Annotated in this window: 11 protein-coding genes; 7 read left to right on the top strand and 4 right to left on the bottom strand. The window is 67.0% G+C overall.

Annotation, left to right across the window (positions count from 1 at the left end; translation table 11 throughout):
- Positions 1 to 95 precede the first annotated feature (95 nt).
- Positions 96 to 1,262 carry a Fic family protein gene (locus PCA10_RS19320; RefSeq protein WP_016493756.1) on the top strand — a complete coding sequence of 389 codons (1,167 nt, stop codon included), beginning with the start codon at positions 96 to 98 and terminating at the stop codon, positions 1,260 to 1,262.
- Positions 1,263 to 1,365: 103 nt separating this feature from the next.
- Here the strand turns inward: PCA10_RS19320 and PCA10_RS19315 are convergent, their stop codons facing one another.
- The 3 genes from PCA10_RS19315 to PCA10_RS19305 form a co-directional block, all read right to left on the bottom strand.
- A complete protein-coding gene (locus PCA10_RS19315) occupies positions 1,366 to 2,685 on the bottom strand; it encodes an MFS transporter (RefSeq protein ID WP_016493755.1) in 1,320 nt (439 codons plus the stop codon).
- Between the two features lie 65 nt (positions 2,686 to 2,750).
- Positions 2,751 to 3,827, bottom strand: a complete 1,077-nt coding sequence (locus PCA10_RS19310) for a C45 family autoproteolytic acyltransferase/hydolase (protein ID WP_016493754.1) — start codon at positions 3,825 to 3,827, stop codon at positions 2,751 to 2,753.
- Positions 3,828 to 3,901: 74 nt separating this feature from the next.
- On the bottom strand, positions 3,902 to 5,629 hold the full coding sequence (locus PCA10_RS19305) for an amidohydrolase (protein ID WP_016493753.1): 1,728 nt from the start codon (positions 5,627 to 5,629) through the stop codon (positions 3,902 to 3,904).
- 105 nt (positions 5,630 to 5,734) lie between these two features.
- Here PCA10_RS19305 and PCA10_RS19300 point away from each other — a divergent pair, with 105 nt between their 5' ends.
- Both PCA10_RS19300 and PCA10_RS19295 read left to right on the top strand, forming a co-directional pair.
- The gene (locus tag PCA10_RS19300; protein ID WP_016493752.1) at positions 5,735 to 6,682 is read left to right on the top strand and encodes a LysR family transcriptional regulator; all 948 of its coding nucleotides are present in this window, start codon (positions 5,735 to 5,737) and stop codon (positions 6,680 to 6,682) included.
- A gap of 50 nt (positions 6,683 to 6,732) precedes the next feature.
- The gene (locus PCA10_RS19295) at positions 6,733 to 7,311 is read left to right on the top strand and encodes a flavin reductase family protein (protein ID WP_016493751.1); all 579 of its coding nucleotides are present in this window, start codon (positions 6,733 to 6,735) and stop codon (positions 7,309 to 7,311) included.
- A gap of 212 nt (positions 7,312 to 7,523) precedes the next feature.
- Here the strand turns inward: PCA10_RS19295 and PCA10_RS19290 are convergent, their stop codons facing one another.
- Complete coding sequence (locus tag PCA10_RS19290; protein WP_016493750.1) at positions 7,524 to 8,453, bottom strand: LysR family transcriptional regulator; 930 nt, start codon at positions 8,451 to 8,453, stop codon at positions 7,524 to 7,526.
- Positions 8,454 to 8,688: 235 nt separating this feature from the next.
- Between PCA10_RS19290 and PCA10_RS19285 the strand changes: the two genes are divergently transcribed.
- From PCA10_RS19285 to PCA10_RS19270, 4 genes are all read left to right on the top strand, one after another.
- Complete coding sequence (locus tag PCA10_RS19285) at positions 8,689 to 10,179, top strand: aldehyde dehydrogenase (RefSeq protein WP_041770861.1); 1,491 nt, start codon at positions 8,689 to 8,691, stop codon at positions 10,177 to 10,179.
- Positions 10,180 to 10,309: 130 nt separating this feature from the next.
- Positions 10,310 to 11,362, top strand: coding sequence for an ABC transporter substrate-binding protein (locus tag PCA10_RS19280; RefSeq protein ID WP_016493748.1), 1,053 nt, complete (start codon positions 10,310 to 10,312; stop codon positions 11,360 to 11,362).
- A gap of 156 nt (positions 11,363 to 11,518) precedes the next feature.
- Positions 11,519 to 12,910 carry an APC family permease gene (locus PCA10_RS19275; protein WP_016493747.1) on the top strand — a complete coding sequence of 464 codons (1,392 nt, stop codon included), beginning with the start codon at positions 11,519 to 11,521 and terminating at the stop codon, positions 12,908 to 12,910.
- 204 nt (positions 12,911 to 13,114) lie between these two features.
- Positions 13,115 to 14,497, top strand: a complete 1,383-nt coding sequence (locus PCA10_RS19270; protein WP_016493746.1) for an aspartate aminotransferase family protein — start codon at positions 13,115 to 13,117, stop codon at positions 14,495 to 14,497.
- Positions 14,498 to 14,629 lie beyond the last annotated feature (132 nt).

Here is a 14,629-nt window from a genome sequence, read left to right as displayed (position 1 = left end):
ATGTGTTGAGTGGTTGTGTGTGAATGCCAGTAAATCCGCTAGTGCTGGCGGAATTTTTTGACATAGCTCTTATCCAGTCTTGAGATAGTGAAAATATGCCTACCTTCACTCACCACGATTTGGCGCTGCTCAATCCATCCTTCGATTCGCCGCTTGTCGACGTGCTGACCGAGCTGGAACACCTCCGCCGCTTCAGACTCGCCGGGTCGACCCCGCCAAGCCTCTTCTTCCAGCTCAAGGGTGTATTCCACATTCTGGAGAGCCTCGGCTCTGCCCGCATCGAGGGCAACCACACAACCCTGGCTGATTACGTGGAAAGCAAGATGGAGGGCAGTGACGCAGCCACCGATCAGCTGCGTGAGATCTCCAACATCGAGAAGGCCATGACCTACATCGAGGAGCATTTCACGGAAGGTAGCGAGGTCAGCCAGCACCTCATTCGAGAGCTGCACGCCATCACTGTCGGCGAGCTGGACCGCGAAGGGGATCGCACCCCAGGTCAGTTCAGGACCGGACCCGTTCGCATTGCGCAATCGGAACACCTGCCCCCCGACGCAGTACAGGTTGCGGCTTACATGGACGAGCTGGTGGCTTTCGTCAACGCGCGCGACCCGCAGAAATACGACCTCATGAAGGTGGCGATCGCGCACCATCGGTTTGGATGGATCCACCCGTTCTCCAATGGCAATGGCCGGGTCGTCCGCTTGTTGACCTACTTGATGCTGATCAAGTACGGGTTCGATGTCTCCGCTGGCGGCCGTCTGCTGAACCCCACTGCAGTGTTCTGTAACGACCGCGAGCGCTACTACGAGATGCTCGGGGAGGCTGATCGCGGCACCCAGGAAGGCCTGGAGAGTTGGTGTGTTTACGTGCTCAAGGGCATCCTGGCTGAGCTGAACAAGCTCGATCGCTTGTGTGATTATCGCTACCTCAAAGCCGAGATCCTGGTGCCTGCACTCAACTTTGCCCGCGAGCGCGAGCACATCACGCAGCAGGAACAGTCGATCCTTCGCCTCCTGCTGGAAACCGACACGGGAGTGGCCAAGTCGGCAGAGCTTGCCGATGCTATGCCTGGCTTGAATGGGCCGCAGCGGACTTACCAGATCAAGAAGCTGGTGGATAAGGGAATGTTGGTGCCGATCCAGCCCGGTGCTCGGCAGTACTCACTCGGCTTTACCCACAACTTTCTCCTCCGCGGCGTGATTCGTATGCTGACCGCCGAGGGCTTCATTCCTGAACCCGTAGTCACAGCACGGCCATAGGCAGTCACTGCCACCCAGAAACAAGAAAAGCGGGCCCCAGGGCCCGCTTTTCTTTGTCCTCACTTTCATCCCAGAGGCATTACTCCCTGGCCCCCGTTGGCCCTCAAACCGACCTCGCCATCCCTACGCTTCCTTCGACTCCCACCTCCGCATCCAACGCCTCCATGCTGAGGTGCGCCGTCTCCTTCAGCAGGTACGAACACAGCGCCACCAGGGCCAGGGCCGCCGCGCCGTAGGCGGCTACGCCATAGGGGCTGCCGGTGCTGATGAGGATGGCGGTGGCCAGGCTGGAGGCGGTGCCGCCGCCGAAGGCCGCGCCTATCTGGTAGGCGGCGGACATGCCGGAGTAGCGCATGTGGCGCGGGAACTGTTCGGCGAGGAAGGCCGGGATGGGGCCCTGGGTCGCGCCCATCAGGGCGCCCACCACCACGTAGGCGGCGCAGGCCACGGCCAGGCTGTGGCGGCCCACCAGGGCGAAGAAGACGAAGAAGCCGGCGGCCATCAGCACCGAGCCCAGGATCATCACCCGGCGCCGGCCGATGCGGTCGGAGAGGGCGGCGAACATTGGCGCGCTGATGACGATGGCGATGGACAGCGACACGTCGAATAGCAGGGCCTCGGTGCTGCCATAGCCCACCTGGGTGGCGTAGGCCAGGAAGAAGGTGCTGCCGATGTAGGCGATGGTCACGTAGCCGAAGGCGATGCCGGTGCACAGCAGCATCTGCCGGGGGCGCGAACGCAGCGCGGCGACCAGGGGCAGGCGGGTGCTTTCACGGGGTTGCAGGGGCTTGGTGGCGGGGTTGGCCAGGCGTGCATAAAGGCCGATCAGCACCAGCACGCCACCCAGCCAGAAGGGGATGCGCCAGGCGAAGTCGGCGAGGTTGTCGTCGTACGCGGTGCTGACGATGGCGAACACCGCCGAACCCAGGATGCCGCCAATGCCGATGCCCATGCTGGTGAAGCTGCCCCACAGGCCGCGCTTGCCGGGCGGTGCCGACTCGATGCCGAACAGCGCCGCGCCGCCCCATTCGCCGCCGGCGGCAAAGCCCTGCACCAGGCGCAGCAGCACCAGCAGGATGGGCGCGGCTACGCCGATGCTGGCGTGGCTCGGCAGGCAGCCGATGGCCAGGGTGGAGAAGCCCATCAGCAGCAGGGTGATGACCAGGGCCTTCTGCCGCCCGGCCTTGTCGCCCAGGTGGCCGAACACCATGCCGCCCAGGGGGCGGGCGAAGAAGCCGGCGCCGAAGGCGGCGAAGGCCACCAGGGTGGCGGTGAGGCGATCGAGGTCGGGGAAGAACACCTGGGGGAAGACCAGGGCGGCGGCCACCCCGTAGATGACGAAGTCGTAGAACTCCAGCGCGGTGCCCATGCCGGAGACGAAGAAGGTGCGGAGCGCCGATTGCGGTTGTTGTGGGTTAGCCATGTGCCGTTGCTCGTCTTGTTGTTGTAGGGCGGTGGCGGCCGCCGGGAGGCCCGGCGGCCGGGGCATCAGAAGCGCGCCTGGCCGTGGCGGGCGAGGGCCAGGGGCGTGGCGGCCGCGTAGTCCAGGGCGAAGCCTTCGGTGTCGATGCCGATGGTCAGCAGGGTTTCCCAGCGCTCGGTGGGCGGCAGGGCCAGGTCGGGGATGAAGCAGATCGGCGCGCTGTCCCCCAGGCCGCCGCACATGGCCTCGGCGCGGCTGGCCAGGTTGGCGCCGGTCATGGCGGCGCGGTGGGCGTTCACGTGCTCCAGGCGCGCATAGGTGGTGGATACGTCCAGGGTGCGCTCGTCGGGCACCAGCTCGGGGGCGAGGAAGTGGTTGGTGTGGGTGATCCAGCCGTCCTCACCCGGCAGCACCACGGCGGTGGCCTGGGGCGCGAGCTCGATGCTGGCCGCGCGCGGGGAGCGGTCGTGGCGGGAGAACACGGTGAGCACGGTGGAGGCGCTGACCCGCGCCGAGCGGGCCAGGGCGATGGCTTCGTCGACGCTGCGGGCTTCCTCCAGCAGGCGGCGGGCGATGGCGTGCACCGGCACGCCGGCGCTGTCGTTGTCGCTGCCGTGGTGGAGGATGTTGAAGTGCAGGCCGAGGCCGGCGCTGTTCACGCCGATCTTGCCGAGCATGCCGAACTCGGTGAACAGCTTCACCGACAGCCCCGCGCTGCCGGGGAACTGCAGCAGCAGGCCGTCGGGCACCAGGGAGTCGTGCCAGTCCCAGGTCTGGATGCTGCGTGGGGCCTGGGCGCCGCGCGGGGCGTATACGGCTGTGGAGCACTCGCCTTCCGGCGGGGTGGGCATCACCGCGAGTATCTCGGTGCGGGCGTTGAGCGCCGCCAGTTGCCAGAAGGGCAGGTCGGCACCCAAGGCGATGCCGGCCACTTCCTCGGCCAGGTTCGGGCTCCAGGCTTCCAGGGCGCCGAGGCTGGCCTCGCCGAGGTGGCGCACCCGCTCGGGGGCCACGTCCACCTGGTTGAAGAAGTCGAGGTAGAGCGAGACCGTCTGGCGGATCTGCTCCGCCCACCGTTCCCCGATCTGGCGGCCACGAGTCTGCGGGTTCGAGGTGTCGGTGACGAAGGTATGGAGTTTCACGGTGATTACCTGTTGAGCATGGATGGGTGGAGCGGCCGCGCACGCCCGTACGGGCCGCGCGGCGGGGAGGGCGGTCAGCGGTTGCGGGTGTAGACGTTGCGGCCGGCGAACCAGGTCTTTAGCACCTGGGTATCGCGCAGGGCCTCGGGCTCGACGCTGAACACGTCGCGGTCCAGCAGGATCAGGTCGGCCTGCTTGCCGGGGGCGATGGAGCCGATGCGGTCGTCCAGGCGCAGGGCGCGGGCGGCGTTGAGGGTGTAGGCCTGGAACATGGTGTCCCGGTCGATTTCCTCGGCGGCGTTGAGCACGCCCTTCGGGCCTTTGCGGCTCACGGCCTGGTAGATGGCCTTCCAGGGTTCGGGGGTGGTGATCGGCCAGTCGCTGGCGCCGGCGATGGTGGCGCCGTTTTTCAGCAGGGAGCGGGCCGGGTACTGGTACTGGAAGGCCAGGGCGCTGACGTAGGGCTGCACCAGGTCGACGCTGAGTTCGTCGGCGCTGGCCCAGTACAGCTGCATGGAGGCGATCACATCCAGCGGCTTGAAGCGGGCGAACTCCTTGGGGTTGACCATCTGCAGGTGGGTGATGGAGTGGGGGATGCCGCTGCTGCGGGCCTTGCGCGCCCGCTCGACGCCATTGAGGGCCTCGCGCACCGCGCGGTCGCCGATGGCGTGCACGTGCACCAGCCAGCCACGGGCGTCGGCGGCGTCCACCAGTTCACCGAAGTGCGCCGGGTCGATCAGCAGTTCGCCGCTCTTCTGCGAGTTCTTGTAGGGCTCCAGCATGGCCGCGCTCTGGGCCGGGTGCTCGGCCACGCCGTCGGCGAACACCTTGATGCCGGGCAGGGTCAGGTTGGGCACATGGGCAAATTGCTGGCGCACCTTGTCCAGCTCGTCCAGGTCCTTGGGCGTCGCCTTGGAGTCGGCCATCAGCAGGGCGGCCACATGGGCGGTCAGTTCGCCGGCATCGGCCAGGGCCTTGTAGGTGGGCAGCACGCCGACGGAGGTGTTGTCGATGGGGCCGCCGGGAATCTCGTTGGCCAACGGGTCCATCCAGGCGGTGATCCCGAGGCTGTTGTAGTACTTAAGCGCGTCGCGGGCGCCGGCCAGCAGCTCATCCTGGGTGGGCAGGGGGATCAGCTCCTGGGCTGCGTAGAGGCCGGCGTCGACGAGAAAGCCGTTGGGCTGGCCGTCCGGGTGGTGGCCGATGGTGGCCAGTTCCTCGCCCTTGAGCGCCTTGACCTTCTTCGCATCGATGCCGGCGCGCGCCAGCATGGCGCGGTTGGCCCAGCCGGTGTGGTAGTCCCAGCCGGCGAAGAGGATGGGCGTGTCGGCCCACTCGGCGGCGTTGAAGCGTTGCTCGAAGTCGCCGATGCGGTCCCAGTAGCCGGTGGGCAGGCCGCCCACCACCAGGAATTCGCCTCGCTTGGCCTTGCCGTCCGCGCGCCACTGGCGCAGGCGCTGCTCCAGTTCCTCCAGGGGGATTTCCTGGCCGTCCAGGTTGGCCTGGCGCAGTTGCAGGCCGCCCTTGACCACGTGGGCGTGGGAGTCGATGAAGCTGGGCATCAGCACCTTGCCGCCGAGGTCTTGCAGCCGGGTGCCGTCGGTTTTCAGCGCCAGCACCTCGCTGTCGGAGCCCACCGCGACTATCCGGCCGCCCTCGATGGCCACCGCCTGCTGCAGCGCCTGGCCGGGCTCCGCGGTGTAGACCTTGGCGTTGTGCAGGATCAGGTCTGCCGCCGCCATCGTTTCCATGGAAGAAAAAGCGAGGGCGACGGAGAGCGCCAGGGAGACGATCGGCTTCATGTGGGTGGCCTTGATTATTGTTGATCTGCGGCAAAGACTACCCAGTCGCCGCGCCGGGAATAACGCCGGGCCTGGCATAACTTCTTTTCTGAAGTGGAAATAAACATGGACCGATTGACCGCGCTGGGCATGTTCGTGGCCGCCGCCGAGCAGGGCAATTTCAGCCGTGCCGCCGAGCAGCTGGGCACCACGCCGTCCTCCCTGACCAAGGCGGTGGCGCAACTGGAGGAGGGGCTGGGGGCCAAGCTGTTCGAGCGCACCACCCGGCGGATGTCACTCACCGAGGCCGGGCACATCTACCTGGAGGGCGCGCGCCAGGCGCTGATGCAGTTGCAGTTGGCCGGCGAAGGCGTCGAGCAGCTACAGCACGAACTGCGCGGCAGCCTGCGCATCACCGCGCCGCCGTCCTTCGCTCCGGCCTTCCTCAACGCGGTGTGCTGCCGCTTCCTGCGCGAGCACCGCCATGTGCACCTGGAGGTGGACCTGTCCGACACCTATGTGGACCTGGTGGACGGCGGCTACGACCTGGCCCTGCGCGACGGCCCCACCGACCTGCCCGGCGTGATCGCCCAGCCCCTGGTGGAAAACCGCATCACCCTCTGCGCCAGCCCGGCCTACCTGGCTGAACGCGGCGGCGACGTGACCCTGGACAACTACCAGCAGTACGACTGGCTAATCCTCCGCCACCCGCTGCTCAACCGGCACTTCTGGTGGGTGAGCCGGGGCGGCGAGCGCATCCGCCTCAACCAGCCGGCGCCGCGCCTGGCCAGCGACAACTACGACTTCCTCCTGGCCTGCCTGCTGGACGGCCAGGGCCTGCAGTTCATCCCCCAGTGGAGCGCCGCGCCGTACCTCGCCAGCGGCGAGCTGGTGGAGGTGATGCCCGAGTACTGGCGCGAACCCAGCGGCTTCGGCCCCATGGTCTACGTGCTCTACCTCACCCACCGGCGCAACACGCGCAAGGTGAAGGTGTTCATCGAGTACCTGAAGGAGCACTGGCGCGAGAACCAGTTCGCGAGCCCTGGTGGTGAGCCTGGCGCGCAGTCCGCATAATCCGCCCATTTTCCGAGCCGACTGCGGCACGCAACGAACGAGGTTTCCCCATGAACGAGCACATCGCGCCGGTGGCGCTGGAGCGTGCCTACCGCCTGCTCAACCACGGACCCACGGTGCTGGTGTCCGCCAGCCACGGCGGCGTCGACAACGTGATGGCGGCGGCCTGGTCCTGCGCCCTGGACTTCGCGCCGCCCAAGGTGACGGTGGTGCTGGACAAGGCCACCCGCACCCGCGCGCTGGTGGAAGGCAGCGGCCATTTCGCCCTGCAGGTGCCCAACCTCGGCCAGCTGGAACTCACCTACCAGGTGGGCACCCGCAGCCTGGTGGACGTGCCCGACAAGCTCGCCGAGAGCGGCGTCGAGCTGTTCCGCATGGACGGCTTCGACGTGCCCCTGGTGGCCGGCAGCTCGGCCTGGCTGGTGTGCAAGGTGATCCCCGAACCCCATATCCAGCAGACCTACGACCTGTTCATCGGCGAAGTGGTCGGCGCCTGGGCCGATACCCGGGTGTTCAAGGACGGCCACTGGCGGTTCGAGGAGGCCGAGGATCGCTGGCGCAGCCTGCACTACATCGCCGGCGGGCATTTCTATGCCATCGGCGAGGCGGCGGTGGTGCGGGAAGACTGAGCGGGTGGTGGCGCACTACAACCCGTAGGTTGGGCAGAGCTACGCGAAGCCCAACGATTCCGGATCACCATTGCTTTGTTGGGCTTCGCTGCGCTCTGCACCAACCTACAAGAGAGACCGTAGCCCGGATGAATCCGGGAACGACTGGCAGGCCCTCCCCGGATTGCATCCGGGCTACCCATTGAGCGGGTGGTGGCGCACCGATCGTTCGCTCACTCCTCCTGCGCCGGCGCCTCCACCTTCTGCGCCAGCCGCTCGCGGCAGAAATCCACGAACAGCTGGGCTGGCTTGGTCAGCTGGGCGCGCTTGAGGCGGGCCGCCACCAGGCCCGAGGTGGCCACGGGTTCGGCGATGTCGACGGTGACCACCTTCTTGCCGTCGTAGGTGCATTCCGAATGGGGGCGGGTGACCAGCAGGGAGAAACCGAAGCCCTGGCCCACCATGCCGCGCACCATCTCGATGGAGGGCGAGCTGAAGACGATGTTGGGCGTCAGGCCCAGCTCGTGGAACAGGCTGACGAAGTAGGTACGGCTCGGCTGCACGTCGAGCAGGATCATCGGCTCCAGGCAGAGGTCGCGCAGGGATACCTGGGCCTGGCTGGCGAATCGGTGGTTCTCCGGCAGCAGGGCGTAGGGCTTCTGCGGCGGCATCAGCGGTTCGGTTTCGATGGTGCTGTCCAGGTCGTGGTCGTAGAGGAAGGCGAGGTCGAAGGTGCCGGCGGTGAGGCCCTGCACCAGCTCCTGCTGCTCGCCGTCGCGGATGCGGATGTCCACGCCCGGATAGCTCTCGCGGAAACCGGCGATCAGTTGCGGCAGGTAGAGCGGGGCGACGGTCTCGAAGCAGCCGATGTCGATCTGCCCGGCGACTATGTCGTTGTCGGCCAGGGCGTTCTGCTCAAACTCGCGGGCCATGCGCAGGAGTTCCTGGGCCTTCTCGTAGAAGCGCGTGCCGCTGGGGGTCAGGGACACCCCCTGGGCGTGGTGGCGGATGAACAGCTGCACGCCGAAGCTTTCTTCCAGGCCCTTGATCGCGGTGGAAATGGACGGCTGGGCGATATAGAGCTTGCGCGAGGCTTCGGCCACGCTGCCGGCCTCGACCGTGGTTACGAAGTACTTCAGTTGTCTCAAGGTGTAGGTCGCCATGGGCACTCTCCACGCTGTCCGGGTGAGTTGCCCGGAGATTCCGCTTAGTAGGCGACAGGCCGCCGATCATCGGCCTGCACCATACCCCAACCGCGTATTTTGGGGCGCCGGGCTGCTGAGCTTTTTCATATGACTCGAGCATATTTTTAATAATTTTCCTCTGCAGGAAGCTGGCGCACCATCTGCCCGACTCGATAACAACATGACCGCAACGACGGTCGAGCGGGAGAGCAGCGTGTTTGATCTCGGCTTTTGGCAGCAGCGTGCAGCCCAGCAAGCATTCATCGACAAGGCACTGATCGGTGGCCGCCAGGTGGCCGCCGCTTCCGGCGAAACCTTCGACTCGATCAACCCGGCCACCAACCAGTTGCTGGCCCGTGTCAGCGCTTGCGGCGAGGCCGAGGTGGACCTGGCGGTGCGCACCGCGCGTCGCGCCTTCAACGAAGGCCCCTGGGCGCGCATGGCGCCGGTGGAACGCAAGAAGGTGCTGCTGCGCCTCGCCGAGCTGATGCTCGCCCACCGCGAGGAACTGGCCCTGCTGGATTCCCTGAACATGGGCAAGCCGGTAATGGACGCCTGGAACATCGACGTACCGGGCGCCGCCCACGTCTTCGCCTGGTACGGCGAGGCGCTGGACAAGCTCTACGACCAGGTGGCGCCCACCGCCGCCAACGCCCTGGCCACCATCACCCGCGAAGCCCTGGGTGTGGTCGCCGCCGTGGTGCCCTGGAACTTCCCCCTCGACATGGCCGCCTGGAAGCTGGCGCCGGCCCTGGCCGCCGGCAACAGCGTGGTGCTCAAACCCGCCGAGCAGTCGCCGTTCTCCGCCCTGCGCCTGGCCGAGCTGGCCCTGGAAGCCGGGCTGCCGGAAGGCGTGCTGAACGTGGTGCCGGGCCTGGGCGAGCACGCCGGCAAGGCCCTCGGCCTGCACCCGGACGTGGACTGCCTGGTGTTCACCGGCTCCACCCAGGTGGGCAAGTACTTCATGCAGTACTCGGCCCAGTCCAACCTCAAGCAGGTCTGGCTGGAGTGCGGCGGCAAGAGCCCGAACCTGGTGTTCGACGACTGCCGCGACCTGGACCTGGCCGCCGAGAAGGCCGCCTTCGGCATCTTCTTCAACCAGGGCGAGGTCTGCTCGGCCAACTCCCGGCTCTACGTGCAGCGCTCCATCCGCGACGAATTCATCGAGCGCCTGCTGGCCAAGGCCCGCGACTGGACGCCCGGCGACCCGCTGAACCCGGCCAGCCGTGCCGGCGCCATCGTCGACGCCGGGCAGACCGCCCGCATCATGTCCTTCATCGAAGGCGCGCAAGGGGAGGGTGCACAGCTGCTCACCGGTGGCCGCCGCCTGTCCTTCAACGGCTCCAGCAACTTCGTCGAGCCCACGGTTTTCAGTGACGTGCGCGGCGACATGCAACTGGCGCGGGAAGAGGTCTTCGGCCCGGTGCTGGCCGTCAGTACCTTCGATACCGAGGAAGAAGCGGTACGCCTGGCCAACGACAGCATCTACGGCCTGGCCGCCTCGGTCTGGAGCGACGACCTCCACCGCGCCCACCGCGTGGCCCGGCAACTGAAGGCCGGCACGGTGTCGGTGAACACGGTGGACGCCCTGGACGTCACCGTGCCCTTCGGCGGCGGCAAGCAGTCGGGCTTCGGTCGCGACCTCTCGCTGCATTCCTTCGACAAGTACAGCCAGCTGAAGACCACCTGGTTCCAGCTGCGCTGATGCCACACCGGCCGCGCGCCCCGCAGCGCGCGGCCGTACATAACAAGAAAGCTATTCCGTCGCGTGGTGTCACGCGGCCCATGACTGCCTCAGCAACTGACCACAACGTACAAGCAGTGAGGGAGTTCCCATGCTCAAGTCCTTTCCGTGCATCCGCTCGACCCTTGGCGTCGCCCTGCTGGCAGGCGCCAGCTTCGCCGCCCAGGCACAGTCCTCCAGCCTTACCGTGATTTCCTTCGGTGGCGCCACCAAGGCCGCGCAGGATGCGGCCTATTTCAAACCCTTTGAGCAGAGCGGCGCCGGCAAGGTGATCGCTGGCGAGTACAACGGCGAGCTGTCCAAGGTTAAGGCCATGGTGGACATCGGCCAGGTCACCTGGGACGTGGTGGAAGTGGAAAGCCCCGAGCTGCTGCGCGGTTGCGAGGAAGGCCTGTTCGAGCGCATCGACCCGGCGCTGCTGGGCGACGGCGCCGGCTACATGCAAGGCACGGTCAGCGAGTGCGGGGTCGCCAGTTACGTCTGGTCCATGGTGCTGGCCTACAACGCCGACAAGCTGGCAAGCGTGCCGAGCTCCTGGGCGGATTTCTGGGACACCGAGCGCTTCCCCGGCAAGCGCGGCCTGCGCAAGGGCGCCAAGTACACCCTGGAAGCCGCGCTGCTGGCCGACGGGGTCAAGCGCGAAGACCTCTACAAGGTGCTGGAAACCCCGGACGGCGTAGCCCGCGCCTTCCGCAAGCTGGACCAGATCAAACCGCACATCCAGTGGTGGGAAGCCGGTGCGCAGCCGCCCCAGTGGCTGGTGGCCGGCGATGTGGTGATGTCCGCCGCGTACAACGGCCGCATCGCCGCCGCGCAGAAGGAAGGCTCCAAGCTCGCCATCGTCTGGAACGGCAACCTCTACGACCCGGACCACTGGGCCATCGTGCGCGGCAGCCCGAACAAGGCCCTGGCCGAACGCTTCATCACCTTCGCCAGCCAGGCGGACACCCAGCAATCCTTCTCCAGCCAGATCCCCTACGGCCCGGTCCACAAGGGCGCGCTGGCCGCCTTGCCCGCCGCCACCCAGGCACAACTGCCCACCGCACCGGCCAACCTGGCTGATGCGCAGCTGGTCAGCGCCGAGTTCTGGGTCAACCACGGCGAGGAGTTGGAGGAGCGTTTCAACGCCTGGGCGGCACGCTGAAATTTGCGCCTCGCGGCTGCCGGCGCGTCCGGCGGCCGAGCGGGGTGTAACCAGCGGGGCCGGCAGCGGCCGGACCCCGCACTACCAATGCCCGCCGGCTACGGCAAGGCGGGCGGATAACAAGTACAAGATTGGGAGAGTGTCATGAGTGCAACTATGTCCGTTCCTGCCCAGGGGCAGGCGGAAGAGGGCGGTTTCCGCCGGGTACTGGGTCTGGGTGCGCTGCTGTCGGTGGCCATCGGCCTGGTGGTTTCCCAAGGCGTGATGGTGTTGATGCTGCAGGGTGTGGGCTTCTCCGGCCTGGGCTTCATCGTGCCCTTGGGGCTGGCCTACCTGCTGGCGCTGAGCTACGCGTTTTCCTTCTCCGAGCTGTCGCTGATGATTCCCCGCGCCGGCGGCCTGTCCAGCTACACCGAGATCGCCCTGGGGCACTTCCCGGCCATCCTGGCGACCTTCTCCGGCTACGTGGTGGTGGCCATGTTCGCCCTGTCGGCCGAACTGCTGCTGCTCGACCTGATCGTCAACAAGGTCTACCCCGGCGTCTTCCCCACCTTCAGCGTCGCCTTCGGCGTGCTCGGCCTGTTCACCGTGCTCAACCTGCTGGGCATCGACGTGTTCGCCAAGCTGCAGACCGCACTGGCGGTGATCATGGTGTGCGTGCTGCTGATCATCGGCGTGGCCGCCATCTACCAGGGTGCGCCCACCGAAACCGCCAGCGCCGTGCTGAAGGGCGACTGGAACCCCATGGGCGCCGGGGTGCTGACCCTCACCGCGCTGGCCGTGTGGGGCTTCGTCGGCGCCGAGTTCGTCTGCCCGCTGGTGGAGGAAACCAAGCGTCCGGAGCGCAACATCCCGCGCTCGATGATCATCGGCCTGACGGTGATCTTCCTCACCATCGCCCTGTACTGCCTGGGCGCGCTGTTCCTGGTGCCGCAGGAAGCCCTGACCACCGATGCGCTGCCGCACTACCTGTTCGCCACCACCGTGTTCGGCAAGCCGGGCGAGGTGTTCCTGGTGATCGCCGCGGTGACCGCCACCTTCAGCACCCTGAACTCCTCCCTGGCGGCCATCCCGCGCATGCTCTACGGCATGGCGCAGAACGGCCAGGCCTTCCCGCAGTTCAAGCGCCTCAGCCCGCGCGCCCGCACCCCCTGGGTCGCCGTGCTGTTCGTGTCCGCCATTACCGGCCTGCCGATCCTGGTGATGGGCCAGGACGCCGCCTCCATCGCCCTGCTGCTGCTGGCCGCCGCCCTGGCCTGGCTGCTGGCCTACATCATCGTCCACCTGGATGTGATCGCCCTGCGCCGCCGCTACCCGGATATCGCCCGGCCGTTCCGCACGCCGTTCTACCCGCTGCCGCAGCTGTTCGGCATCGCCGGCATGCTCTATGGCATCTGGTACGCCTCGCCGAGCCCGGACATGACCGGCAAGATCTTCGGCATCGCCGGCGTGGTGCTGGGCCTGGTGTCGCTGATCGCCGTGCTCTGGATCAAGCTGGTGATGCGCAAGGACCTGTTCCGTCCGGAACCCCTGGCGCGCGCCGAGTGAGCCCCTTGACCTGACCGTCCAGCCGGGGCCCGAGGGCCCCGGTTTGCCAACCTGTCCGCGCACCATCCTGAAAGGCGGGCGCCAGAGCGCCTGGCGGGCAGGGCAGCTTTTTCATATAGCTCGAAGACAAATTTTGTAGTTTCCCTGCCCACTGGCTTCGGCCAGCATCGAGGCAGCTGAGCACCGTTACCAGGAGACCCCCAGATGAACGCTCAATTCCAGGCCAAGCGCGAAACCAGTGACTACCAGGCGGCGGATGCGGCCCACCACATCCATGCCTTCCTCGACCAGAAGGCGCTGAACGCCGAAGGGCCGCGGGTGATAGTCGGCGGCGAGCGCCTGCACCTCTGGGACAACGACGGCAAGCGCTACCTCGACGGCATGTCCGGCCTGTGGTGCACCAACCTCGGCTACGGCCGCAAGGACCTCGCCGCCGCCGCGACCCAGCAGCTGGAGCAACTGCCGTACTACAACATGTTCTTCCACACCACCCACCCGGCGGTGGTGGAACTGTCCGAGCTGCTGTTCAGCCTGCTGCCGGGCCACTACAGCCACGCCATCTACACCAACTCCGGCTCCGAGGCCAACGAGGTGCTGATCCGCACCGTGCGCCGCTTCTGGCAGATCCAGGGCAAGCCGGAGAAGAAGATCATGATCGGCCGCTGGAACGGCTACCACGGCTCCACCCTGGGCGCCACGGCGCTGGGCGGCATGAAGTTCATGCACGAGATGGGCGGCATGCTGCCGGACATCGCCCACATCGACGAGCCGTACTTCTTCGCCAACGGCGGCGACCTGACCCCGGCGGAGTTCGGCCTGCGCGCCGCCCGCCAGCTGGAAGAGAAAATCCTCGAACTGGGCGCCGACAAGGTGGCCGCGTTCGTCGCCGAACCCTTCCAGGGTGCAGGCGGCATGATCTTCCCGCCGGAGTCCTACTGGCCGGAAATCCAGCGCATCTGCCGCAAGTACGACGTACTGCTGTGCGCCGATGAAGTGATCGGCGGCTTCGGCCGCACCGGCGAGTGGTTCGCCCACGAGTACTTCGGTTTCGAGCCGGACACCCTGTCCATCGCCAAGGGCCTGACCTCCGGCTACATCCCCATGGGCGGCCTGATCCTCAGCAAGCGCATGGCCGAGGCACTGGTAGAGCAGGGCGGCGTGTTCGCCCACGGCCTGACCTACTCCGGGCACCCGGTGGCGGCGGCGGTGGCCATCGCCAACCTCAAGGCGCTGCGCGACGAAGGCGTGGTGGCCCAGGTGAAGAACGACACCGGTCCGTACCTGCAGCAGTGCCTGCGCGAAGTCTTCGGCAACCACCCGCTGGTGGGCGACATCCAGGGCACCGGCTTCGTCGCCGCGCTGCAACTGGCCGAGGACAAGGCGACCCGCAAGCGCTTCGCCAACGAGAACGATATCGCCTGGCGCTGCCGCACCATCGGCTTCGAAGAGGGGCTGATCATCCGCTCCACCCTGGGCCGCATGATCATGGCGCCGGCCCTGGTTGCCACCCGTGCCGAGATCGACGAGCTGGTGGGCAAGACCAGGATCGCGGTGGATCGCACCGCGCAGGAGCTGGGGCTGCTCTGAGCCCCACTACGGATTGCCGGCTACCAGGGCCGGCGGTCCGTCACCACAGCTGCTAGGCAGTTTTACGGCGCCCGGGATTGCTGCCCGCGCGCCGTTTTTTCTTTTCCGCATTTCGTTGGTGGGCTTCAAACG

The organism is Pseudomonas resinovorans NBRC 106553, assembly GCF_000412695.1.
Classification (GTDB): Bacteria; Pseudomonadota; Gammaproteobacteria; order Pseudomonadales; family Pseudomonadaceae; genus Metapseudomonas; species Metapseudomonas resinovorans_A.
This window is presented reverse-complemented; position numbering and strand designations above follow the sequence as displayed.

Coding starts and splice junctions, on each gene's coding strand:
- PCA10_RS19320 (WP_016493756.1), top strand. CDS start 96: ATGCCTACCTTCACTCACCACGATTTGGCGCTGCTCAATCCATCCTTC.
- PCA10_RS19315 (WP_016493755.1), bottom strand. CDS start 2,685: ATGGCTAACCCACAACAACCGCAATCGGCGCTCCGCACCTTCTTCGTC.
- PCA10_RS19305 (WP_016493753.1), bottom strand. CDS start 5,629: ATGAAGCCGATCGTCTCCCTGGCGCTCTCCGTCGCCCTCGCTTTTTCT.
- PCA10_RS19300 (WP_016493752.1), top strand. CDS start 5,735: ATGGACCGATTGACCGCGCTGGGCATGTTCGTGGCCGCCGCCGAGCAG.
- PCA10_RS19295 (WP_016493751.1), top strand. CDS start 6,733: ATGAACGAGCACATCGCGCCGGTGGCGCTGGAGCGTGCCTACCGCCTG.
- PCA10_RS19290 (WP_016493750.1), bottom strand. CDS start 8,453: ATGGCGACCTACACCTTGAGACAACTGAAGTACTTCGTAACCACGGTC.
- PCA10_RS19280 (WP_016493748.1), top strand. CDS start 10,310: ATGCTCAAGTCCTTTCCGTGCATCCGCTCGACCCTTGGCGTCGCCCTG.
- PCA10_RS19275 (WP_016493747.1), top strand. CDS start 11,519: ATGTCCGTTCCTGCCCAGGGGCAGGCGGAAGAGGGCGGTTTCCGCCGG.
- PCA10_RS19270 (WP_016493746.1), top strand. CDS start 13,115: ATGAACGCTCAATTCCAGGCCAAGCGCGAAACCAGTGACTACCAGGCG.